The 22,285-nt window shown below is 60.9% G+C and carries 23 protein-coding genes and 4 pseudogenes; 11 read left to right on the forward strand and 16 right to left on the reverse strand.

Annotated features, from left to right (window positions below; all coding sequences use genetic code 11):
- Window positions 1–84 precede the first annotated feature (84 nt).
- Window positions 85–483, reverse strand: a complete 399-nt coding sequence (locus DEIPE_RS19385) for a hypothetical protein (protein ID WP_015231279.1) — start codon at window positions 481–483, stop codon at window positions 85–87.
- Window positions 470–862, reverse strand: coding sequence for a nuclear transport factor 2 family protein (locus DEIPE_RS19390; RefSeq protein ID WP_015231280.1), 393 nt, complete (start codon window positions 860–862; stop codon window positions 470–472). The genes DEIPE_RS19385 and DEIPE_RS19390 overlap by 14 nt, the downstream gene beginning before the upstream one ends.
- A gap of 122 nt (window positions 863–984) precedes the next feature.
- On the opposite strand from DEIPE_RS19390, the gene DEIPE_RS19395 reads away from it, so the two are divergent.
- The 4 genes from DEIPE_RS19395 (at window position 985) to DEIPE_RS19415 (ending at window position 4,694) form a co-directional block, all read left to right on the forward strand.
- The gene (locus DEIPE_RS19395; RefSeq protein WP_041231898.1) at window positions 985–1,797 is read left to right on the forward strand and encodes a helix-turn-helix domain-containing protein; all 813 of its coding nucleotides are present in this window, start codon (window positions 985–987) and stop codon (window positions 1,795–1,797) included.
- A 55-nt stretch (window positions 1,798–1,852) separates the two neighbouring features.
- Complete coding sequence (locus tag DEIPE_RS19400) at window positions 1,853–2,107, forward strand: DUF3006 domain-containing protein (RefSeq protein ID WP_015231282.1); 255 nt, start codon at window positions 1,853–1,855, stop codon at window positions 2,105–2,107.
- Complete coding sequence (locus DEIPE_RS19405; protein ID WP_015231283.1) at window positions 2,104–3,096, forward strand: excalibur calcium-binding domain-containing protein; 993 nt, start codon at window positions 2,104–2,106, stop codon at window positions 3,094–3,096. The genes DEIPE_RS19400 and DEIPE_RS19405 overlap by 4 nt, the downstream gene beginning before the upstream one ends.
- A gap of 788 nt (window positions 3,097–3,884) precedes the next feature.
- On the forward strand, window positions 3,885–4,694 hold the full coding sequence (locus DEIPE_RS19415; RefSeq protein ID WP_015231285.1) for a nucleotidyltransferase domain-containing protein: 810 nt from the start codon (window positions 3,885–3,887) through the stop codon (window positions 4,692–4,694).
- A gap of 123 nt (window positions 4,695–4,817) precedes the next feature.
- Here the strand turns inward: DEIPE_RS19415 and DEIPE_RS24195 are convergent, their stop codons facing one another.
- The 4 genes from DEIPE_RS24195 to DEIPE_RS23355 all read right to left on the reverse strand — a co-directional run bounded on the left by DEIPE_RS24195 (window position 4,818) and on the right by DEIPE_RS23355 (window position 6,885).
- Window positions 4,818–4,955: a hypothetical protein gene (locus DEIPE_RS24195; RefSeq protein WP_015231286.1), complete on the reverse strand. Its 138-nt coding sequence runs from the start codon at window positions 4,953–4,955 to the stop codon at window positions 4,818–4,820.
- The gene (locus tag DEIPE_RS19420) at window positions 4,933–5,439 is read right to left on the reverse strand and encodes a hypothetical protein (RefSeq protein WP_015231287.1); all 507 of its coding nucleotides are present in this window, start codon (window positions 5,437–5,439) and stop codon (window positions 4,933–4,935) included. The genes DEIPE_RS24195 and DEIPE_RS19420 overlap by 23 nt, the downstream gene beginning before the upstream one ends.
- Window positions 5,436–5,933 (reverse strand): GIY-YIG nuclease family protein, encoded by a 498-nt coding sequence (locus DEIPE_RS19425; RefSeq protein ID WP_015231288.1) that lies wholly within the window; start codon window positions 5,931–5,933, stop codon window positions 5,436–5,438. Before DEIPE_RS19425 ends, DEIPE_RS19420 begins: the two co-directional genes overlap by 4 nt.
- A 196-nt stretch (window positions 5,934–6,129) precedes the next feature.
- A complete protein-coding gene (locus DEIPE_RS23355; RefSeq protein ID WP_015231289.1) occupies window positions 6,130–6,885 on the reverse strand; it encodes a DUF6884 domain-containing protein in 756 nt (251 codons plus the stop codon).
- Between the two features lie 229 nt (window positions 6,886–7,114).
- Between DEIPE_RS23355 and DEIPE_RS19435 the strand changes: the two genes are divergently transcribed.
- On the forward strand, window positions 7,115–7,333 hold the full coding sequence (locus tag DEIPE_RS19435) for a hypothetical protein (RefSeq protein WP_015231290.1): 219 nt from the start codon (window positions 7,115–7,117) through the stop codon (window positions 7,331–7,333).
- A 68-nt stretch (window positions 7,334–7,401) separates the two neighbouring features.
- On the opposite strand, the gene DEIPE_RS19440 is transcribed toward DEIPE_RS19435, so the two are convergent.
- The 3 genes and pseudogenes from DEIPE_RS19440 to DEIPE_RS19450 all read right to left on the reverse strand — a co-directional run.
- On the reverse strand, window positions 7,402–11,307 hold the full coding sequence (locus DEIPE_RS19440) for a UvrD-helicase domain-containing protein (protein ID WP_169316626.1): 3,906 nt from the start codon (window positions 11,305–11,307) through the stop codon (window positions 7,402–7,404).
- Between the two features lie 11 nt (window positions 11,308–11,318).
- Complete coding sequence (locus tag DEIPE_RS24560) at window positions 11,319–11,771, reverse strand: DEAD/DEAH box helicase family protein (protein ID WP_169316627.1); 453 nt, start codon at window positions 11,769–11,771, stop codon at window positions 11,319–11,321.
- A 932-nt stretch (window positions 11,772–12,703) separates the two neighbouring features.
- Window positions 12,704–13,000: pseudogene (locus DEIPE_RS19450) on the reverse strand (transposase); the annotation flags it as partial.
- Between the two features lie 208 nt (window positions 13,001–13,208).
- Between DEIPE_RS19450 and DEIPE_RS25125 the strand changes: the two are divergent.
- Window positions 13,209–13,547 (forward strand): helix-turn-helix domain-containing protein, encoded by a 339-nt coding sequence (locus DEIPE_RS25125; RefSeq protein ID WP_245557687.1) that lies wholly within the window; start codon window positions 13,209–13,211, stop codon window positions 13,545–13,547.
- A pseudogene (locus DEIPE_RS25130) lies at window positions 13,474–13,869 on the forward strand (transposase family protein); the annotation flags it as partial. The gene DEIPE_RS25125 and the pseudogene DEIPE_RS25130, both read left to right, overlap by 74 nt.
- A gap of 17 nt (window positions 13,870–13,886) precedes the next feature.
- Here the strand turns inward: DEIPE_RS25130 and DEIPE_RS19465 are convergent.
- The 4 genes and pseudogenes from DEIPE_RS19465 to DEIPE_RS23360 all read right to left on the reverse strand — a co-directional run.
- Window positions 13,887–14,516: pseudogene (locus tag DEIPE_RS19465) on the reverse strand (IS3 family transposase); the annotation flags it as partial.
- Window positions 14,494–14,808 (reverse strand): transposase, encoded by a 315-nt coding sequence (locus tag DEIPE_RS19470; protein ID WP_015231291.1) that lies wholly within the window; start codon window positions 14,806–14,808, stop codon window positions 14,494–14,496. The gene DEIPE_RS19470 and the pseudogene DEIPE_RS19465, both read right to left, overlap by 23 nt.
- 349 nt (window positions 14,809–15,157) lie before the next feature.
- A complete protein-coding gene (locus DEIPE_RS24200) occupies window positions 15,158–15,592 on the reverse strand; it encodes a helix-turn-helix domain-containing protein (protein ID WP_157449097.1) in 435 nt (144 codons plus the stop codon).
- Window positions 15,593–15,769: 177 nt separating this feature from the next.
- Window positions 15,770–16,249, reverse strand: coding sequence for a GNAT family N-acetyltransferase (locus tag DEIPE_RS23360; protein WP_041231787.1), 480 nt, complete (start codon window positions 16,247–16,249; stop codon window positions 15,770–15,772).
- Window positions 16,250–16,412: 163 nt separating this feature from the next.
- On the opposite strand from DEIPE_RS23360, the gene DEIPE_RS19485 reads away from it, so the two are divergent.
- From DEIPE_RS19485 to DEIPE_RS19495, 3 genes are all read left to right on the forward strand, one after another.
- A complete protein-coding gene (locus tag DEIPE_RS19485; protein ID WP_052326837.1) occupies window positions 16,413–16,829 on the forward strand; it encodes an IS5/IS1182 family transposase in 417 nt (138 codons plus the stop codon).
- Between the two features lie 596 nt (window positions 16,830–17,425).
- Entirely contained in the window at window positions 17,426–17,743 is a 318-nt protein-coding gene (locus DEIPE_RS19490) for a hypothetical protein (RefSeq protein ID WP_015231293.1), read from the forward strand.
- A gap of 61 nt (window positions 17,744–17,804) precedes the next feature.
- Window positions 17,805–19,430, forward strand: a complete 1,626-nt coding sequence (locus DEIPE_RS19495) for an ISL3 family transposase (protein WP_015231294.1) — start codon at window positions 17,805–17,807, stop codon at window positions 19,428–19,430.
- Here the strand turns inward: DEIPE_RS19495 and DEIPE_RS19500 are convergent.
- Window positions 19,419–20,054 (reverse strand): plasmid pRiA4b ORF-3 family protein, encoded by a 636-nt coding sequence (locus tag DEIPE_RS19500; protein WP_015231295.1) that lies wholly within the window; start codon window positions 20,052–20,054, stop codon window positions 19,419–19,421. The two genes, DEIPE_RS19495 and DEIPE_RS19500, sit on opposite strands and share 12 nt — an antisense overlap.
- 85 nt (window positions 20,055–20,139) lie before the next feature.
- On the opposite strand from DEIPE_RS19500, the gene DEIPE_RS19505 reads away from it, so the two are divergent.
- Window positions 20,140–20,595: a sensor histidine kinase gene (locus DEIPE_RS19505; RefSeq protein ID WP_245557677.1), complete on the forward strand. Its 456-nt coding sequence runs from the start codon at window positions 20,140–20,142 to the stop codon at window positions 20,593–20,595.
- Between the two features lie 368 nt (window positions 20,596–20,963).
- Here the strand turns inward: DEIPE_RS19505 and DEIPE_RS22655 are convergent.
- Together DEIPE_RS22655 and DEIPE_RS19515 are read right to left on the reverse strand one after the other, a co-directional pair.
- A pseudogene (locus DEIPE_RS22655) lies at window positions 20,964–21,758 on the reverse strand (IS5 family transposase); the annotation flags it as partial.
- 119 nt (window positions 21,759–21,877) lie between these two features.
- A complete protein-coding gene (locus tag DEIPE_RS19515; protein ID WP_015231298.1) occupies window positions 21,878–22,258 on the reverse strand; it encodes a hypothetical protein in 381 nt (126 codons plus the stop codon).
- Window positions 22,259–22,285: the final 27 nt, after the last annotated feature.

Consider the following 22,285-nt stretch of genomic DNA (forward strand, 5'->3'; position numbering starts at 1 on the left):
GACACTCCCCGAATCTCACGCGAAAACACTGAATACCCATTGATCTGCCGTGCCATCCCGCATTCAGCGTCTTCCAGTCCGAACTTACGTCAGCTGGGCGGTTCGGGCTTGAGGCTTGAGGCCCAGGAACTCCAGCCAGGCGAAGCCCACCACCAGCACGGCCTGCAGCCACACCAACGCGGCGCCCCAGCTGGTCAGCGGCCACAAGAATGTGACCGCCACGCTGAGCACCACCCAGGTGAGGTTCAGCATGACGACAGCCCAAACGGGGAGTGGCACCGGACGACGCCAGGCGACCATCACACCCAACGCCGCTGCGTACCCCAGCAGAAACCAGCCGGTGGGTGTCGGCAGCGACTCCGGTACGCCCAGCAGCCCCGGCAGGACTTCAGCACCCACCAGCAACGCTACACCCATCACCCCGCTGGCGACTGCGTCCACCGCGAGCACCCGGCGCAGCAAGAGAGCCTCAGACCACCGCATGCAGACCTTCCGTGCTCTGCCGGGCCGCTGGAAGCTGATCGAAGAAGCCCACCATTAGCTGGAATCGCCCGTTGAGCTGCTGTGCAACGTCCGTTCCTCGCACGACCGACGCGGAATCTTCAGTGCGCCATTCCCAGCTGAAGCGCAAAAAGTCATGATGCGCCTGCATGTCACCGGACCGCTGAAAGCGCGCCGCCGCGAAGGGCGCTCTTGCCCGGCCGATCATGACGCTGATGTCCGCCACACCGTGCGCTTCCGTCAGCGGGTCGATGTAACGACCGTCTGAGGTGAAGACCTGACGTAAAAGCGTGGCTCGCTTGGTTTCATCCGCTGCATTCCAGGCTGCGAGGTAAAGGTCTGTCAAATCATTTCCCAGCATGCGTTCCACCTTTCTGGCCCGGCGTCAAACCGAACTCCCGTTGAGCATGTACCGTGCACGCACTGAAATCGATTACCTGGCAGGTAATCGGAAGTCTGCGCTGCAGCGGGTATCCTCAGGGCATGAACGCCACGCCAACCTTCGGGGAACTGCTGCGAGGCTGGCGTCAGCAGCGCCGGTTGAGCCAACTTGACCTGGCCGGTGAAAGTGGCGTGTCCGCGCGGCATGTCAGCTTCATGGAAACCGGACGTGCCGTGCCCAGCCGGGAGATGGTGCTGCGTTTGTCCGAGCAGCTCGAGGTGCCCTTACGGGAACGCAACGTGTTGCTTCAGGCAGCGGGGTACGCGCCACTGTACCCGCAACGCTCTTTGGACGATCCTGCCATGCAGGCGGTGCGCGCTGCGATCGACGCGGTCCTGAGCGGGTATGGAGCGTCACCGGCCCTGGCGGTGGATCGTCATTGGACGCTCGTGACGGCCAACCGTGCGGCGTTGCGGTTGCTGGACGGCCTCGATCCCTCCCTGTTGACACCACCCCTCAATGTTCTGCGCCTCAGTTTGCACCCGAACGGCTTATCGCCGCGCATTCTCAACTTGAGCGAATGGCGAGCGCATGTCCTCGCGCGGCTCCGCCGGCAGATCGACACGAGCGGAGACGCGACTCTGCGTGCCCTTCACCAGGAACTCTCCGGGTACTTCACGCCCGCCGCGAATGAGGTGAACGTCAGTCCGGCGGAAGTGTTCGTGCCGATCCGCCTGGCTTCATCGTTCGGTCCGTTGACGCTGTTGAGCATCACCACGGTCTTCGGGACGCCCGTTGACGTGACGCTCTCGGAACTGGCGATTGAGGCGTTCCTGCCGGCAGACGCTGTCACGGCAGTGGCCTTGCAGTTGCTGGCGGACGATGGCGCGCTGCCTGCCTCTTTGGGCGCTTGATTTCGGGTGCCCTCAGGGTGAGGAGAGTGCTAGCGTGCCAGGACGGAGGAAGAACATGGCTGACCGTTTCGTCATCGAACGCTTCGAGGAAGACCTGGTTGTCATCGAGTGGCACGATCGCTCGTTGGACTTGCCGCGTGTGTGGTTGCCCCAGGCCGCTCAGGAAGGTGACCATCTGAAGGTCATCGCCAAAGACGGGCACGTGACTTTCGAGATCGACGCCGCAGCGACCCAGCAGGCTCTGCAGGCGAATCAACAGGCCCTCAATGCGCTGAACGCGAAAGACGACGGCGGAGACCTTGACTTATGAAACGCCTGTTATTGATGCTCCCACTGCTTCTTTGCGCCGCCTCCGCTGCTGACCTGCAGATCCGCTTTCTGAATGTCGGGCAAGGGGACGCGGTGCTCGTCACCACCCCGGATGGCAAAAGCATGCTGTACGACGCTGGACGAGGTACCACCGCCGCGCAGCTTCTCAAGCGGTACGGCGTGAAGCAACTCGACCTGGCGGTGATGAGCCAGGGTGACGCGGATCACATCGGCGGTTTCGAAGCGGTCGCGCAGCAATTCAAACCACGAGCGGTGTTGAACAATGGACTCGCGAAAAGTACGCAGACGTACGCGCGGGTGCTGGCCGCATTTGAACAGGCGGGCAGTCAGGGTTTGAGGGCAACGGAGCGCAGTATCAATCTGGGCGCGCAGGTGAAGCTGCAGGTGCTGCCAGCATTGGGGGTACCGAAGACCAATCAGAACGCGAACAGCGTCGGGGTGCTGCTCAGCTACGGATCCTTCAAGGTGTTCTTCGGTGGGGACGCCGAGCCCGTCACGACGAAAGGCTGGGCTCAGCGGTACGCGTCACAGCTTCGGAATGTGCAGCTGTACAAAGCGCTGCATCACGGCAGCAAACACAACGACACCCTGGAGTTCCTACAGCTCGTGAAACCCGAGATGGTGGTCATCGGGGTGGGGAAGAACAACTACGGTCATCCTTCCTCAGAGGCGCTGGCGGTCTATAAGATGGTGAATGCGCAGGTGTTCCGCACGGACCTCAACGGCACAGTCACGGTGAGCGTGAAGCCCGACGGGTCGTACACTGTCACCGCGGAGCAGGGACTGGGTACGCAGAAGACCACCCGGACGACTACGCCTGCTCCTACCACGCCAGCACCTACGACGGAGGTGTACTTCCGCAATTGCGCGGAAGCGCGCAACGCCGGGTACACCAACATCAAGCGTGGCGAAAGCGGGTACCGTAGCGCCATGGACCGGGATGGTGACGGTGTCGCCTGTGAACGTTGAATGACGCAGGTCTAAAGGGCTCACTTCCATTGTCAGAGATAATCTAACGACCCTTGGCGTCCAGTCCTGAAGCGGGGAAGTGCCGCGGCAGAGTGTACGGACGAAGGCAGCAGCACGTCTTTCGCTTGGCGCAGCACCTGCACCCGCCCGCTGTTGTCGTTGTAAATCAAGTGAGCGCAAGGGCTGGACTGACCGTTGACTCCACAAACGGGGAGAGGCACCGGCTGACGCTCAGCAGCCCATACTCGAATAGGTTCGGCTCTCCGTACAGCATTTGAACGTTCAGGCTGGGGTCATGTTCCACTTCATACGCAGCGAGAAACTGCGTCGGCAGTCCGCGGCGTACATCATGGCCAGGTCACGTAGCAAAGCCGCGGGTGGCGCCGCAATGCATTTGACGTGATTTCTGATTTCCATCTTGAGGTAGCCTCCGTACCGATCCTGCAGGTACCTGGCCGTGGCGAGCGACCGTACCGGCAGCAGCTCAGGTTTGAAATGGTCCAGGTCACGTGCACGTTTTATGACCGCTCGGATGAGAGTTGTGGTGAGCACACCTGCTTTCGTGCGGTGCGGCGTGTACAGGATGCCTTCGCGTTGACAGGCCGCGCTGAACTTGATGCGGGAGTGGCTGCTGAGGCCTGCATGACACACGACCAGCCGTGCATTTCGGCCTTCCACTAGCATTGTGGTATCGGTACTGAAATTGCCCAGAAGCTGTTGCCAGAGGCTCCGCAGGCGCCACCCAAAGCCGCCTGGTGGAGTGCGCTCAGGCTGTGCAGAGTGCTAGCGTGACCATTAACGTGATGCCCGTTCCTGCCCTGGCTTCTCGCTTGTCCACGCGCCTCGTGAGCATTCCCGGCGTGATCGCCGTGAGCCTGGGTGGTTCGCACGCGCGTGGCGCTGCCCACCCCGATTCTGATCTGGACCTGGGCTTGTATTACGACCCCTCCAGGCCGCTTGACGCGGCGCAGCTGAACGACTTGTGCCGCCAGATCGACGACGACGGCGTCGCCCAGGCGACGCTGCCCGGTGAATGGGGACCCTGGGTAGATGGCGGAGCATGGCTGACGATCAAAGGACAGCGTGTTGACTTCATTTACCGTGACCTTCGTCGAGTTGAAATCAGCATCAATGACGCCCTGGCCGGCCAGGTGATCCTGCACGCCCAAGTCGGTCATCCGCATGGAATTCACAGCCATCACTACGCGGCGGAACTGGCGCTGAGCGTCGTGCTCCTCGATCCGCACGGGCGGCTTAAGGAGCTGAAGGAACGCCTTGGTGCGTACCCGCAGGCGTTACGTGTGGCCTTGGAGCGTCACTACGCCTGGCAGCCGCAATTCTGGCTGGAAGGCGCAGTGAAGGGTCAGGCCCGTGGGGACGTGCACTGGCTGCAAGGCTGTGCGTATCAGGCTGTGATGGCCATGGCGCAGACGTTATGCGCGCGGCACGGCGTGTGGCTGACGAACGAGAAAGGCGCAGTTCGCGCAGCGGCCAACGTCCCAGACGCGCCGCCAGACTTTGAAAGCAGAATCCAGACGGCGCTGTCCACCCTGGACCTGGAAGGCTTACGATCCTTGAGTGCGGAGGTCAGCCGCTGACTGGAATGCTCGCGTTCTACCGCTGGACGCCAGAAGCTCACTTCCTCCAAGCCCGGTTGCTGGGAAAGGTGACGGTACCAATCCCTGTCAGTGATGCCGACAAACACACGCATGGTGAGGGTCTTACCGGCCATCGATGTTGAGCAGGTGTTCGCCGTGCAAGCCTGACGTGAGCGCGATGATTTCCTTCTCCGCTGCCGCGACTGACGTGATGAAGCCACTCGGGCCCCGGCTGTCCTCAAACCACGGCAGCAGCAGCATCGTCACCGGCGCGCAACACCGGCGGATCGTACGAAGCGAACAACACCTCCGCCCAGCGGCGGTACTTCTTGGTGGGTGGTCGGTAAGCAGTCCATTCGAATATCGCGTGACTGAGGTCTCCCACGTGGTAATCAGTGTTGTACCCCCAACGTGCGAAAAAGCCATGGTTCGACCGTAAGTTCTTCAGGTTCGCGCTGATGGTCTGACTTTTCCCCCGTTTTTCGGCTTTGCCGATGTACAGCGGAACGAATGCCGCGCGCTCACCCCAACCCATCAGGTACACCAAACCTTGCCAACGGTCATCCTTCAGGCCCGCCTCCACCAGGTCGATCATTGCCGAGTCGAACTCCGCAGAGCGCGTCAGGACGCGCCGCTCTCCTGTTGAGCCACGTGGATGCGTGCGGACTGTCAACCCGTCGACTTCGAAGAGCGGCGCGACACGCAGATTGGGAAAGTTGTCGAGCCAGGCTTGCAGTGTCGTCATCGCGTTTGCCCTTCGTGATTCAGCAGTCGCAGCGGGTAGGCGTCTGCCGCGAGGCCCACCAGCTGGTACTCGACCGCGCCGATCGTCATGGGGAAATCCGGAATGGGTGGGAACTGTACCTGCGGTTCCCCCACCACCAGCAGTTGCAGATCGAAACGCACGGACTCGTGTCCTTCACGCAGTAGACGTGTCCGCCAGCGTGCGTAACTGCCCGTACCCCGCGCCAACCCTATCAGGTGTTGCGTCCAACGCTCCCGAGGTGAAAGGGCCTTGCCGATATACGCCGGTGTCATCTCCGCGGGTCGCCTTTCCAGCAACACGTACACGTACTCCGGCGCTTGTTGGCGACCCACCAGTGAAGTCAAACGCGCCTGCACGGTTCGACGGTCGATCTCTTCTCCGGCTGAGGCGAGCGGTACCAGGAAGTCGAGATGAGCGGCCAACCAACCGTCGAAGAGGGCGCGCTTGCGGATCGCGTCAGCAGACCAGGTCACGACATGATTTTCGCAGTTTCAAGATGGCATTGCCGGGTAGCCTATACCCACCCATGCGTACCCAAACTTAACCACGCTGCCATCCGGGCAATTATGTGATCCGCCCAAGCTGGTCTGTTCCTCAACCGCTCCTAAACTCCATGGCGTCTCATCCATAACTGGCAGGTCACGTCCGGTTCTTTATGGCGTTCTCCAGTCAGTTCTGCTGTGGTCCCAAACCAGCGATGCTGGCCAGAGGAGCCTCGACGTGACAGCCGTGTTGCTCGATATGCTGCATCAGAAACTCTCGATACCGACTTCCAGCCAGCAGGATGACGTGTCGTCCCGGCACCAAGCGGGGGCGCAATGCTTGCATGACACGTTCTGCCCATTCGCGGCGTTCCGCGATGCGTAATTCGTTGAGGGTCAGTTCGTAGGGTTCGAGCACGCATTCTGGTTCGACCAGCCCATATTTGGCAGACAGAATGAACCACTGCTCACCGTGGGCTTTCGCGAAGCGTTTCGCTTTGACGAACCAGGCCGAGGTGTACAAATCCTCAGCGATGGCAGGCTGGTTGCGTTTGCTTTTGACGCATGAAACCAAGATCAGTGGACGCAGGTCGTTTGTGGGCGTGGGTGCGCTGGGAACGACGGAATACTGCTTTCGTGCGGGTTCTCTGGCGGTCGTCGAGACGTCGGGGGCACCGTGTGGTCGTGCGGATTGAGGGCGTAATTCGAATACCCCACGCCCGACAGAGCGGAACACTTCTTTACCAATGCCGCCTGGCGCTCCACCTTTCAGGTTGATCGTCATGCCTTGAATCATGGGGTTGAGGGAACTCTCGCTCCGATCTGGAAAGCGCGACTGGACGGCCGTGATGAGCTGTTGCCGAGTGAAGGGAGTCAGCCCACGGTGCGTGAGTTCTTCCGCGCATTCCTTCAGAACGACCCAGTTCGGGGGCTCCTTGGTCATCGTTTTCTCCTTCGCGTAGAAATTTCTCTTTCAAGGCTCGCCGCCACGCGTTTCTGGGTGTCATCAGCGTAAGCCGTTCTCAATTCCCAGAGGCGTCATCCTCCACGCCGCTCTGGCTCTTTGCGCCATACTTCGCCTTCTTGCGGCTGGCCTTTGTGGTCGAGGATCACCTGCGAACAAAGCACGGATCGTGTGAGTCAAGGAGCCGTCCTGAGTAGCATAAGGCGACATGGGAAACGGTCAGGCGCTGCTCGCGTCGATCTTGCGGCACGACGCGAAGCAGAATACGGACAAGATTGCGTTCGTGCGCGCATTGAATGATGTGCGGCTGTCGTACCTTGACGTGACAGGCACGAAGAGTGTGGCCGTGCCTCTCCGACTGCACGCCGAGTTCTGGACCGCGTACCACTGGCCATTTATGCGTGAAGACGCGCCCATCCACCAGTGACCGAGGGCTGTTTGACAAGGGGAGCGGCACGACGATCTGTCTTTCCAACCTGCGCTGGTACCGTCCCCTCACCCTAAATTACGACGCACCCGGATGCTGGGCACGACCACGTGGTGATGCGTTTCCGGTCCGCTGTACCCAGCACGCGCGTACCACTCGTCATCCCGTGGAACGTGCATCACCGTCTGACCATGCAATTGAATACGCGCGCCTCCCTGCAGGAGACGTTGGAGTTGCGTGAAGAGCTTGTTCTGGCGGTCGCTACGAGGACGCACGAACTGTGCAACGCACCCACCCGCTGTTCTCACGCGCAAGTCTGAGAGGGACAACTCCCCCCATCTGCGTGCGTAATGCTCCACTGCGTCACGCCCCTCCTGGGAAAGGAGTACCGGCGCACTGAGGTACAAGTCGCCAGGTGTGGCGCGCAGTTGGTACTCGATCACTTCAGGCAGGGGTGCGTTGGTTGGGATGAGCAAGGGCTTTACGCCAAGCTGCTGCAGGCGGAGCATGAACGTTGTGGCTTTAAAGGTGGGGTGGCATGCATGCACGTTGCGGAGCAGGTACAGCTGCTCCTTCGCGCGGGTTAGGGCGACGTACAGCGCGCGGGTGTCATCGTCGGTCACTTCGAATTCGCGTTCGTCCAAGACGAACACCGCCGTGAACTCACTGCCTTTCGCAGTATGGTACGTGCTGAGCACCACGCCGCCGCGGGCGAGTGGGCGAGCGCTCTCGAGCCGTAACGCTATGGATTCGAATGTCAGGTTCCACTGGTCATGCACGGCCGCGAGCAAGGCGGGCCAACTGGCATCCTCCCCACTGAGCCCCAGTAGGGTGCGAACGGTTTCGAGGGTGGTGGGGACATGCTCGCTCAATGCGTCGGGGGTCCGCAGGAGCTCCTGTAGGACGCGTTGCCCGACCAGGCTGCGCGCGGGGCGCAGTTGATCATCCACTTCGTAGTGCTGGCAGGCGAGGCCCACCTCGCGTAGGGTGTGCTGCACTTCCTCCAAATGCGTCCACTGCCGGGCCAACACCGCGATCTCGTGGGGGGGCGTGCCCGTATCCACAAGGCGGCGCGCTTCCTGCGCGACGGCGAGAGCCGCGTGGTATCGGCGCGTGTACCGCCCGAAGAACACCTCCCCCAGCATGTCGGTGCGGACGCTACGCACCTGCTGATCGGCGTTCTTGAGGCGCTGTTCAATCGAAAGACTGGAGGCCATAAAGGCATTGGCGGTCTCAACGAGATGCGGACGAGACCGGTAATTGTCAACGAGCAGTACGACATTCTCGTCGGTGATTGCGTAGTCGCTTTGGAAGCGGCGGATGAACGAGATATCCGCCCCTTGGAAGCCATACAGGTTCTGGTCGTCATCTCCGACGGCGACGAGGTACCCGGGTTGCTCTCGATCATCCTCACCTTCTGCAGTGTCACCTGAAGCGGCGTTAAAGCGGGCGAGGCGCGTCACGAGTCGGTACTTAAGGTCGTCGACATCCTGGTACTCGTCCACAAGAACGTACTGGTACGGAGCCGGTGTCTCATCGAGGTGTGTGATGGCTTGCTCGAGCAGCCACGCGTGCGCCGCGTCTCCGGTCAGTTTGCGTCCTGTGGTGTCGACCGCGTCCCCGTCGGTGAGGCCGGTAAGTTTGCGAGCGAGACCGTGGAAGGTGAGGACGTCGACGTGCACGCCGAGGGGGCCAATGAGCGCTGCGAGGCGCTCACGGACTTCCGCAGCGGCCGTACGGTTGTACGCCAGGACCAGCACGCGGTCGGCGGGGACGCCGCGCAGCACGACGAGATTCGCGACGCGGTGCACGACCGTGCGGGTCTTCCCGGAGCCCGGGCCGGCCAGCACCAGGATCGCGCGACTCTCGTCATCCGTCACAACACGACGTTGCGTGTCGCTGAGCTCGTCGAGAATGCGGTGCTGATACTCAGGCAGTTGCGGCATGCTGGCCGCTTCTGGGTCTTGGAAGTGCCGCTCGCAGAACTCACTCAAGGTGAGGGTGAAGTAGTCGCGAATGATGCGGACGCGTTCGACCTCCCCAGGTTGAAGGAGGATGTGACGCATGGCGTGCAGTCGCCGTGCTCGGTCCGCGTAGTGTGCGCTGAGTGGCTCGTATGCTTTTCGGGAGTACTTGGGGGTTCCTCCGCGCTCCAGGTAGAACACCCCGCCCTGCTCGCTATCCCCGCGGGCGACATCAATCACGCCGAGCTGCGCGAGCGCGAGCAGGCCCTCAATGGCGTTGAGTCCGTCGAGGGCGTCCCCATAGCGCGCATCAAGTTCTACGGCGTTCAACGTGACGACGCCTCCCTCAGCCTGCTCGTTCAGTGCGGCGAGGACGTCGTCACCAAGGGCGCGCAGACCACGCATGCGCTGCTCCGCTTCCGAAGTCCACTCTTTGAGCGGTGCATGCTCATTCGGAACGAGATGCCCGGTAAAAGCGTCACGGCGGGTGCGGGCGATGCCGAGTGCGGCGATGGCGCGGAAGGCGGTAACCAGGCGCGCGGTTTTATTGCGGCGTACAAGGTCCGCTTCGACCGCTTGTAGGTGGATGCGGCTGAGGTCCACATCCTCGTGTTCCGCCAGATGCGCAAGAAATGCCCGCAAGCTGGCCGCGGCCACGTCGAGTGCCTTCCGGCCCCCATAACGGGCTCGCAACGTGACTGGGTAACTCCAGGCAGCGTGCCCAGTCTTCACGAGTTGCCGGGCGGCGGTCACAACTTTGCTGGGCCGCAAACTCGCCAACAGGGCCGTTTCGCGCACGTCCAACTCGAGTTCCTCGCCGGGCTTAGCGCCGCGCTTACGCAGGTGAGCGAGCAAAGGCGCACCTTCCACACCGGGCGGCTCATCACTCTGCAAGACGCGCAGGTGCAACCGGGCAGGTTGCTTTTCGCCTTCGCGGACCAGGTCGAACGCTTCAAGGGCGTAGAGGGCCACGCGCGCTTGTGTGACGAGGTCCTCCGGGTCGTCTTGCGAGAGGGCATGCGCGAACTCGAAGCTCGACACCCAACGGGCGGGTGGGGCTTCCTTGAGGCGGTTGCGGACGAGGTGCCAAACGTCCTTGAGGTTCTTTTCGTTTCCGACGCGGTTTTGCCGTTCGAAGTCAAAGGCGAACTGAAAGTCCTGCTCGTCCCAAAACAGCACGGCCCGGCCTCGCTCTCCCGTCTTTCGGGCGACACGTCCGATCTCTTGCAGGTATGATTCGGGCGTGGAGGGTGGCCCCGCGTGATACACGCTGTGAATCCCAGCACGGTCGATGCCCATCCCAAACGCGCTGGTCGCGACGACCACCTCAAGTTCTCCTTCCTTGAAGGCTTGCAGGACCAGCTGCTTCGTTCCACTTAGGACACGTGCATGGAATGCCGCGGCGCGGAAGCCGGCCTTCTCGAGCTGCTCCGCGTAGGACTCTGCGAGTTTGCGGCTCTGCACGTAGACGATTGCGACGCCTTCCCCCCGAGTGGCTTGCAGGCGTTGCCGAATCGCCGCGAGGCGCTCCGTTCTGGGGAGCCGCTCGACTTCCGTGTGAATCTCAGCGCGCCACTGAAACTCAATGTCCTGCGGGATGCGCCGCATGGGGCGCTTTAAAACATCCCCCAGGACCGTAACGAGCTTCCCCTCGAGGTCTGCGGCAACGCGGTGTGTGGCGGTTGCGGTGACGAGGCCGAGTAGGGGTGCCTCGTCACCTTCGTGAATTTCACGGATAGCACGCGCGAGACGCAGGAAGTCCGGTCGGAAGTCCATGCCCCACTGAGAGAAGGTATGCGCCTCGTCCAGCACCCACAGAGCAGGGCGGCGGTGCCGAAGGAGGCGTAAGACGCCCGGGTTGCGGAGGCGTTCAGGGCTGACGTACAGGAGATCCACACGGCCTTCCCAGACGCTGTCCAGGACCTTTCGTTGCTCCACGGGTGTCTGCGCGGCGCTGAGGAACGCGGCCCGCTCGCCCCAGCCGGGTAACGCCACCTGCAAGTTCAGCACTTGGTCCTCCATCAGGGCCTGCAGGGGGACACGACAATGGTGAGGGCACGGTAATGCTTGCTGAGCAGCAGCGCTGGGAACTGAAAGGTGAGGCTCTTCCCACCACCGGTGGGGAGCAAACCAAGTGGAACGCATTCGCCACGCAACAGGCCCTGCACGATCTCGAGTTGCCCCTCCCGGAAGTCGTACGTGGGCCCGTAGAAAGAGCGGAGCTCCATGGTGAGGGCTTCCTGGGAGGTGTCCAACCGGCCGAGCGCGCGTTCCGCTTCACGGAAGGAGGGGAAGGTTAATTCCACCCAAGCGGGGCGGCGGCAATCCGGACTGTGCCGGTGCAGGGCCCAGTAAAGGTAGACAACCGCGCCGAGATTCTCGTGCTGACCGGGTGGAAGGGTATCCAGGTGCGCGCGCAAACGGTCTGCCGAGCGTTCCCCGAGGGCCTCCTGCACGGCCGTCCAATCGGACACGCCCTCAGGAAGTAGATCCCGCAAAGCCCCGAGCGGCAGGAGCCGCCGGGCAACAGCACAGACGACAGCAGGCAGGTCCGCAAGTGATCGCTTTGCTTCTTCTGCCAAAGCAAGGGCTTCATGGCTGTCAGCAATTGGGTCGTTTGCGTGATGGTGCTCACGATATAGCTTATCGAGCGCTTGAGAGGGACGGCCTGGGAAGGCGAGGCTCGCCAACTCAAGTGTGTCGAGAGTACGTGCGTCTAAGCCCGGATGCCACGGACGTCCACGCAGCTGCGCGAGGCGTGGTAAGTCGAACTTGCGGATGTTGTGTCCGACAATGACGCCTGCTTGTTCAAGAGCGTAAGCGGCGTGCTCAACGTCCGCCAGCGTGAAAGTCCACGCTCCTCCACTTGACACAAGCGCACCAACCTTAAAATCTTCTCCCACGAATTCGAGGTCAAGCGCGACCATCGCCGTCATCGCTGTTGTCACAGGGCACCTCGACCAGGGTGCTTCCCCAGCACTTGAGGAGCGGGCGTGCGAGCCAAAGGAAGACGCGCGTGGTTCATGGGAACTACGGTCGGGACGCGCGGGTCCTTCAGTGACATGCTGATCTTAAAGATAATGTATTTTCCCTCACAAAATTCCAACAACACTTGTGCTTCGCAGGGAGCACGAGATGCGAAAGAAATAAATTATCGCAAGTCTGGATCAGAGCCCCATTCGAGATTCGCGTTATAGGAGAGGCCGCGCGAACACAAGCAACGTTCTCGAACTTCGACGCTTCTCATTTATAGGAAGGACGGCCGCTCTCTATTTCCCCGCATGGAGGGGCCAGCAGGGTACCCTGAGGGTACATCATGATTGTAAAAGAGCACCATGCCCTGCCCACGCAAGACAAGCTGCAACGCGCTGGAGACGAAGTGGAATTGCAAGGCTTTCGTGGAAGGTCAGTTGAGTCTGGCCCACTGTTCTTCGAATTTCTGAGGCGAAACGTACCCCAGGCTTGAATGACGGCGTTCACGGTTGTAGAAGGCTTCTACCCACTCGAATACCAGCGTTCTGGTCCACTGCCGGGTTCCCTGGGCTACATCCAAGTCGAGTTCCATCTTCAAGGTCGAGAAAAAGCTCTCCAGCGCGGCATTATCCCAGCACTCCCCCTTGCGACTCATACTCTGCACCGCATTCAGACGCTCCAGCACCTCCTGGTACGTCCCAGACGCATATTGCACCCCTTGGTCCGAATAGACCTCCTGCGAAAGTGGTGGGTTAGGGTAGGGGATGGCGCACGAGCGGTACGAACGGACGATGAAGTTGAACCGCGTGCGGTTCAAGCGGCGAACCGGGGTATACCCCGAAACCTTCGAGGCGATGCGCGACGTGCTTGATCAGCGCGAGCGGGCCAAGACAAAGGCGGGCCGTCCCGCAGCGCTCACCCCGGACGAGCAATTGCTCATGACACTGGAATTCTGGCGGGAGTATCGCACTCAAGCTCACCTCGGCGACGACTGGGGCGTGCACGAGACCACGGTGCTGCGCACCGTCGAGCGTGTCGAAGCCGCCTTGCTGGCCAGCGGCCAGTTCTCCTTGCCGCGTCGCTCGGCGCTGACGACCGAGACGGTGTACAGCGCGGTCCTCGTCGACGTGTCCGAAGTGCCGTGCGAGCGACCCAAAAAAACAGCGGACGTGGTACAGCGGCAAGAAGAAGCGGCACACCCAGAAGATTCAAGTGATGATCGAGGCCCTCACCGGGCGCATCCTGTGCGTCGCGGTCGGTCGTGGGGCGACGCATGACCTCACGCTGCTGCGCGCCTCGGGCATTCGGGTGCACCAAGAAACCGCTCTGATCGCCGACGCCGGGTATCAGGGCATCGCCCACGATCACACGCTCTCGCTGACCCCGCATAAAGCCACAGCGCGCGTCTCGCTCAGCGCAGAGCAGCGGCACGAAAACCGCGTGCTAGCGCACTTCCGCCAGAGGATCGAGCATGTCATCCGATGGCTGAAGATCTTCCGGGTGCTCAAGGAGACGTATCGTCATCGTCGCAGGCGCTTTGCGCTGCGCCTGCACCTGATCGCCGCCCTCGTCAACCTCACCCTTGACGTGCAGTCATGACTTTCGCAGGAGGTCTAATGATGCAGCATCCCTTCCCCCGGCTGCCGAGCCTGCTCCGCCAGCTCCAAGGCGGCCAATACCAGCTCGGTGTGCAACGTTTCCCGCATGGCCCACCCGATGACCTTCCTGGAGAAGAGATCCATCACCACGGCCAGGTACAGCCAGCCCTCACGCGTCGGTAAATACGTGATGTCCGTGCACCACTTCTGATTCGGCGCCGCAGCCGTGAAGTCGCGCTCCAGCAGATTCTCGGCTACAGGATGGCGATGCTTGGAATTGGTCGTCGTGCGGAATTTTCGCTTACGCCGCACTTTGAGACCAGCGGACTTCATCAACCGGGTGACACGTGCCCGGCTGACATGCTTCCCCTGCTCCCGCAACTCGACTTGCACCCTGGGTGAACCGTACGTCTCTCGGCTCTGCCGGTGAATGCTGCTGATCGACTCGGTCAACGCCCGATCCTCGCGTGTACGGTCACTTTCTGGCCTTCCCCGCCAGGCGAAATAGCCACTCACGCTGACCTCCAGAACCCGGCACATCAGCTCCAGGGGAAACTGATCGCGGTGTTCCTGGATGAAGCGATAGATTAGCGGTTTTCCTTCGCGAAGAAGCGGGCAGGCGTCCTCATGGGCGTCCGTTCTGCCCAAGATAGGCCACGGCTTTTTTCAGGACATCACGTTCCTGCCGCGCAATCTCAAGCTCACGTTCGAGCTGGGCGATGCGGAGTTCCTGCGCGGAGCGGGCTGGAACGCCCCGGCCGGTGAAGCTGGGTTTCCCTGACGCTTCGCGCGCCTCGTGCTGTCGCTTCCAACGGACCAGCAGGTAATCGGCGATTCCCAGGTCGCGGGCGACCTCAGCGCAGCTCTTCCCGCTGCTGAGGACCAGCCGGACGGCTTCCTGCTTGAACTCCGCGCTGTGAGTGACACTTTGTCTTGGCATCTCAGTCCCCATTCTGGCTGAGACTCAACTCCCCTTCCACCAAACCCGAGCAAGACCATCACCACCCGGCGCCCCTCCCGCCGTTTCACGATCAACACGTGCGCCAGCGTGCGGGGCACCCGGAAGCGGACTTTCTTGAAACGACCCTGTGATCCTTGACGAGGCGGACGGTAAGCAACGCCAAACACCTCAGGAAACAAGGACTCGTACACCGCCCAGCCATCGGTGAAGAGCACCAGGTCATGGGGATTGGCCAGTCGTTGCCGAGCGCCAAGCAGTAGCTTCCGTCCCAGATCCTCGTTCCGTTGGCCGAGTTCGCTCTGGACCAGGAACTTGCTCCTGGGTTCAATCACCGTTGCTTCCCAGAGCCGCTGGCCTTTGCGTTCAACGAAGCCGTAGCGCTCATCGGCCTGCAACGCGCTGAGCTGGAGTTCTTGGCCTGCTGGTCATGAAGTCCTTGAGCGTGGACACCAGTGAGGATGGCGAGACGACGGACAGTGGAGCGATGCAGTTTGGTCAGTTTGGCGGTGGTCTTCAAGGCGTTCCCGGCGCTCAGGTGCTCCACGGCACTCACCAGCTGGTCTTCTGGAGCGCGGGTGTTCCAGAGGGGGGTGCCTTTTCGTTCGCTGAACTCGGTACCACAAGAGCGGCACTTCAGCAGCCGGCGCTGCTCATCACCGTAGAGTTTGCGGACGCGGAGGTTGCCCTGACCGCGTTGGCCGTGTTGTTCACAGTGCGGTGCAGGGCAGGCAAAGCTTTCCAGGGGAAGGAGCGAATCCGACATGCTCTGTCTTCTCTCACACGGGCTCGGCTCACTGTGCGGCTGGTCCAGTTCCACGCAACAACAGTGTTCAACTCACTGCTCAGTTCAGGGGATTCACCCAATCGTGCTGCCGGGAGGCGCAATTGAGGCGGCCCATACCCCAGTGTCTCCTGCCGCTGTTTCGGGGCCCTGATAACTTTATGGTCGTGCCAGAGGCACAACCACATACCGCATTTCGATCGCGTCCACGCCTGGTGCGAACCCATCATGGGTGATGCGCGTCACCTCGAACCCAGGTCGTGCGTAATACTTCGTCGTGAACTGACTTGTGGAGAGGCGTACCTCCTTAACCTGAGGCGCATGCGTCCTGAGCCAGATCATGCGTGCTTCGAGCAATGCTGTTCCGAGGCCCTGCGCATGCAGGTCCCGGCGCACCATTCCCCATGTCAACCCTGCTGAGTCAACGTCGAGCTGCACCCCAGCTGCATCATCCGGATAGAGAGCCACGCCACCGCACGCCACGACTTCTCCATCCCGTTCCAGGACGAAGTAAGGTCCCCTATGTGTGCAAAGGAAACGAACGTAGTCTGCACGTTCCTGAGGTGCAAAGAACTCGGGTGTATTGCTGTCCAGCAGAGCAAGACACACATCATGATCACGAGGTTCGAAGAAGCGCACGCGCTCGACTCTACCGCAGTTCCAACGGGCAGGTATTTTTGCTCACGCTGATCACACGAGTGCTCGAATGGTTCTAAACTGCACACCTGTCAACCCCGATTCGCGGTTATTCGACACCCTTCTCTGCTCTCCTACATGCCCTTTACTCACGCTCGGGCTGGTGATGCGGGTGAAGGTGCACAAGGCTGACATCCAGGACCGATCTGGCGCCACGTTGCTGCTCGATAACCTCAAAACGACGTTTCCCCGCATGAACGTGGTCTTCGCGGACATGGGGTACAGCGGGAAACTCGCGAACTGGATGAAAGAAGAGCTGGGCTGGAAGCTGGAAATCATCAAGCACCCCTGGTCTGGGTGGCAGGGAACGTGGGTTGAAGTGAACAGCCCTGCGCCAGCTCCCATCGAGGTTCCTGCTGGCTTCGTCGTACTGAAAAAAAGGTGGATCGTCGAGCGGACCTTCGCTTGGCTGGGCAAATCGAGACGGTTGGCAAAGGATGACGAAGCACTGGTGGAAACTGCTGAAGCGGTGGTGTACGAGGTGATGATCCGGCTGATGCTTCGACGACTCGCCAGAGCATGAATCGCCAGGAATTGGCGTTGCGTCGTTTATAGGCCGTAGAGTGGCTGCTCACGCCTTTGATGTCGTTACAGCGACCATTCGCCATTGGAGACGGGAGCTGCCCCAACAGGGCAGGAACGCCTTGCCGGCAATCCAGGATGGAGGACAGCCCACTTGCGCTACGAGACCTTCAAATTGAGACAGTTCCGCCGCAACAGCGCTTTATCAGACGCACTTTAGTCCCCCTCAGGTGCGGGCTGGGTGCGCGGGTGTCCGTTGAGGCCCCGAGTACCAGAAGCCATTCGAGGTAACGGGACTCGTGTCGTTCGCCACTTGAGAGCACGAACACCAATGACTTGCCGCCCCCTTGTTGACCGGCAATGTCCCAAAATTACCAGGACTTCGGCCAGGACACTGCGCTGATGACGCTGGGACACGTCCCTTCATAAAGTTATGGTAAGAAGCTCAGTCGTCACAACGAGCTTGCCCGGCGCCAACAGTGTCTACGACAAAGCCCCTGGCATGCAGGTGACGTGTCGAAGCCAGACAACGCGACTGCGCACCATTCCCCAGAACACAAACGATTACGGAAACTTCGCTCTCCAGGAGGAACAGCAATGGATCACACTACGCACCCGAACTGGCTGCGGTACGTCTCGCGTTGGGCGTTCGCGGCTGGCCTCAGCTATCTGGCGCTCTTGATTCTCTTCATCATCCTCGTTCTCCCGGCCACCGAACGCAACTCACTCCCTTCGGGGTTCGGCGGGTTCGAGTACTCTGATTTCGCGGCTGCACTGGCTAACCCAGCCCTGTACCGCCTATTCGTTTCCATTGACGCGCTGGCGTGGATCGTCCTGGCTGGTTTTCTCATGACGCTGGCGCTCGCGCTCGCTCGCCAAAAGCCGCACCACAGTCTTGGGCTCTCCCGCAGGTGATGTGCAGCTGAGCCAGGAATGGGCGGCTTGAACGTCAAGCCAGCAAAGCGAACACTGAGCAATGAACGCTCTACTCCTCCCCCCAACGCTGTCCATCGACCGCAGCTACCAGCATCACGGTGGCCTGCTCCTCCACCTACACGGCACCAGCACACAGGTCTGCTGTCCGGCCTGCGGGCAACCAAGCCATCACATTCATAGCCATTACACCCGCGCGCCAGACGACGCCCCTCTGGGCGAACAGCGCGTGAAGTGGCTCTTGCACGTTCGTCGATTCCGCTGCCTCAACCCAAACTGTGCCCGTCAGACCTTCGCTGAACCCTGGCCCGAACTCCTCAAACCTCACGCTCAACGCACCACCCGCCTCCAAGCTGCCCAAACATCCGTCGCGCTCGCGCTGGGCGGTGAAGCCTCCGCGCGACTGCTGATTCAACTTCGAATGCCGACCAGCCCAGACAGCCTCCTGCGCGCCATCCGAGCCCAGCCGCTCCCAGAATTCAACACCCCACGCGTGTTGGGTGTGGATGACTTCTCCTTCCGGAAAGGCAAGACCTTCGGTGCCTTGCTCGTCGACCTTGAACAACACTGCGTCATCGACGTGTTAAAAGACCGCTCCGCTGAAACGCTTGCCACCTGGTTGCAAGCCCATCCCGGCGTAGAAATCGTCAGTCGGGACCGCAGCCCTGAATTTGCCCGTGGCATTGCCGCTGGTGCACCCAACGCCAAGCAGATCGCTGATCGCTGGCATCTGCTCTCCAATCTCGGAACAGCCGTCGAACACTGGCTGTCCCGTCATCGCCGTTCATTGCTGGTTCGAGAAGAAAATGCACCAAGCTTGCCTCTTCCCAACCCAAATGACGGTGCTGAAGCCCAAAAAGCAACGGACAACTGGTACATGCGGCACCAGCAGTCAGTCTTCGAGCGCCGCGCAGAACGCCTTGCCAAATACGAACATGCTGTTGAACTGTATGAGCAGGGCTTCAGCTATCGTTCCATAGCTCGGCAGGTGGGCTTGAGCCGCTCGACCATCACGGTCTGGCTCGCGCTGGGCCACTTCCCGGAACGAAAGAAGCCTCTGGCGGATTTGAGTGCGTTCGTCCCTTACATCGTGGAGCGGTGGGACACGCCTGATTTGCAGGTGAATCAACTGTGCAACGAATTGGAAGAGCGTGGCTATCAGGGATCGCGCACATCGGTGTATATCGCGGTGCAGTGGTTGAAGCGTGGTGTGCTGGAGTACTCCGGTTACGCCGAACCTGCCGTTCCAGAGTCAAAACTCGCTGGGTTGTACACCCCACGGCAGGGCATGTGGATGTTCGTTCGCGATGCCCCCAAATTGAGTGAAAGCGAGGCTCGACGCCTGGCGTTACTGCACGAGAACATCCCGGTCTCAGTGGGGGTGTACGACCTGGCGCAGCGTTTCGTGGAACTGGTCCATCAGCAAGGCGAGGATCATGCGCAACGATTCGCGGCCTGGCTCAGCGACGCGAAAGCGAGCGTAGCTTCCGAACTGCGACGCTTCGCCAAAGGACTGGCGGCTGATTATGACGCTGTGCTCGCCGCATTCACGGAGCCGTGGAGTAACGGACAGACCGAAGGGCAGGTGACACGGCTGAAGTACTTGAAGCGCCAGATGTACGGACGCGCCAAGTTCGATCTGCTGCGAGCGCGAGTATTACTGGCGTGACGCTGCCCGGCGTCCCTTGCGTAGCTTGGCCAGCTGCGCCAGGCGTGCATTGGCTTCGTCGACCGAAAAGGCTTTGGGGTCGAAGTCTCCGCCGAGCCATTCCAGCCAGGTTTCATGTTCCGGATGATCGGGATCCTGGAGCTCTTCAAGCATCTGCGCGTAGCCGAAGAACCCACCGCAGTCTTCGGGTGGGCAGGCGTTCTTGCCGGTGAGACAGGTGGGGTAGGTGGCTTGCGGGTCGGCGGGGAGGATGTCTTCGACGAGGATGGTGTGCTGCCAGGAATCCCCGAAGTCATACAGGTACTTGGCACGGGTGCCTTTGGGCAGCACGGCGGTAAGGGTGACGGTATCTTCGTCGATGCCGCCAAAGTCGTCGAATTCGTCCGCCAGGTCCATGGTGTAGCGCTGCTGGGCGATTTCGAATTCATGGAGGTGGGAGTTGGTCCAGCCGAAGGCGAGCTGGATGGCGGCGTGAAGTTGCCCGAGGGTGGAGGTGGAGGGCACCTGGATGCGACGCCAGACAGAGGGTTTGCTGCCGTTGAGGGTGATTTTGAGTTGATGCACCTCAGTTGGGGAACTGGCCGCTTTGGTTGGTGCGCCTTTGGGTTTGGTGGTGCGTGGCATAGCTCTATTGTTGCCATTCCTGGCTCAGCTGCACATCACCTGCGGGAGAGCCCCTTCGCTGGACCCGGTGAGTTTGACGGAGGTCGTGCGCGACGCGTGGGAGGATCTGCGGCCTGACTGGGAGGACCGCGCGGTAACGTGGTGCGTGCGAGACCTGCCGTCCGTACAGGGGGACGCGGAGTTGTTGCGGCAGGTGCTGGCGAACCTGCTGGGCAACGCGCTGAAATACACCAGCCGGAACGAGGTGGCGCAGGTTGAGGTGGGCGCCGAGGTGCAGGGGGACGAGGTGGTCGTGTTCGTACGGGACAACGGGTCAGGGTTCGACCCGCGCTTCGGGGACAAGCTGTTCGCGCCCTTTTCACGGCTGCATCGCCTGGAGGAATTCGAAGGGGCAGGGTTGGGCCTGGCCAACGTGAAGCGCATCGTGACGCGGCATGGGGGGCGAGTGTGGGCGGAAGGCAAGCCGAACGAAGGTGCGACGTTCTGGTTCAGCCTGCCAAGGGAGTTCGGTAGCCGACCTTTCGCTGCCCAGACCCAGTGAATGAGCCCTCCAGAACGCGCGAAACGAAGGGTTTTACAATGACCACGGGTGTGCGGTGAATACGGCGTTCTCGTGTTGCAAAAGTCAGTGGCAAGGAAAACGTGGGCAGTCAGGACTGAACGGCTTGATGTCACTCAACTTTTTGATGCGGAAGTGAGCGGGTTGTTCCTCCAGTGGTGCAGGTATCGTTTGCGGTCCTTCGCTAGCACCAGCGCTGGTGACGAGTGTTTGTCAGGGAGACGACGTGTTGTATTGCCCAAAGTAAGCATTCTGCGAGGGTGACCAGAATTTTGTGGGCGGATTGAAGGGGACGTAGTCTTCAGAAAGGAAGACCATATGCCGAAACCGACTACGCGTGTTGGCAAAGCTCATGCCAGCCATTCCAGCACGCATGCCAGCAGGACCAGGCCTGCGTACATGCAGGCCAGCTTCTCGTACCGAGTGGCGACACGGCGATAGCGTTTCAAGCGGTTGATGGTCCGTTCCACCTTATTGCGCTCGCGGTACAGCGCCTGATCGAACGTGTCGTCTTTCTCTTGGTTGCTTTTCGTTGGGATGACGGGCGTGATGCCTCGCCGGCGCAACTTGTCCCTCAGGCTGGGGAAACTATAGCCCTTGTCCCCAACGAGCTTCTTTGGTCGGAAACGAGGGCGGCCAGGACCGTGTCGTTTCACCTTGCCGAGTACGACAAGCCACTCCAGGTAGCGGGATTCGTGTCGCTCGCCGCTGGAGAGGACGAACACCAGTGGTTTGCCGTTACCTTCGGCTCGGAGGTGGATCTTGGTAGTGAAGCCACCACGTGAACGCCCAAGGGCTTGTGTCGCTTGTCCACCAGGTGCGCCTGCAGCGCATTGGTGAGCTCGGATGGTCGTGCCATCAACGTAGTGCTTGTCCCAGTCGATCAACCCGCTGGCATCCGCGATGCGTTGCAGTTCGGCCAGAACGCGTCCCCATATTCCCGCGAGCGTCCAGCGCCGAAAGCGCGAGTAGATGCTGGCCCACTTGCCGTACCGTTCTGGGAGATCGCGCCACGGCGCTCCGGTGCGGAGGATCCAGAGGATGCCGTTGAGGAAGGAGCGGTGGTCAAAGGCGGGACGACCGGTGTTGGGCTGTTGGGGTGGGAGCAGGGGTTGAAGGATGGCCCATTGTTCGTCTGAAAGGTCACGCTGACACGGTGTTGAACGTTACCGCCTGCGTCTGAGAGCATCATTACTCCTGCTTTGCAAACACGCCGTAGCTGTACTTCGGCACTATTCATCAGGGATAGCAGCTGGAGGTCAATTCAGTGATACTGTGATAGCTTCGCGACAGCATTCTTCACTACTGAAGCTCGTCCTGACGTCAGCGCACGTTCCAAGAGCCAGCGAGGACAGTTGGGCTCCAAAACCAACTCCATCAGCATTGACGTACCCATGGGACGATCGGCCTCTTCTACCCCTAGCAGCCACAATTGATCAAACAGCTCCTCGGAGAGGGGTCTCTGCCGTGTGACATAGCGTGTAAATGCCGCCCAGCGGTAATGCTCAGGGTTAAGATCTACTCCCTCGCTCCACTTCTCCAGGAGCTCCTGGAGAATCGGTGGGGTGACGATTCCCACACTGACCCAACCCGGCACAAAGCCGAACAGGTCAAGGTGTTGCGAATCCAATAAGGGCGCCGGCATTACGAACCGCAGTTTACGCGGAATACA

Source organism: Deinococcus peraridilitoris DSM 19664 (assembly GCF_000317835.1).
Taxonomy (GTDB): domain Bacteria; phylum Deinococcota; class Deinococci; order Deinococcales; family Deinococcaceae; genus Deinococcus_A; species Deinococcus_A peraridilitoris.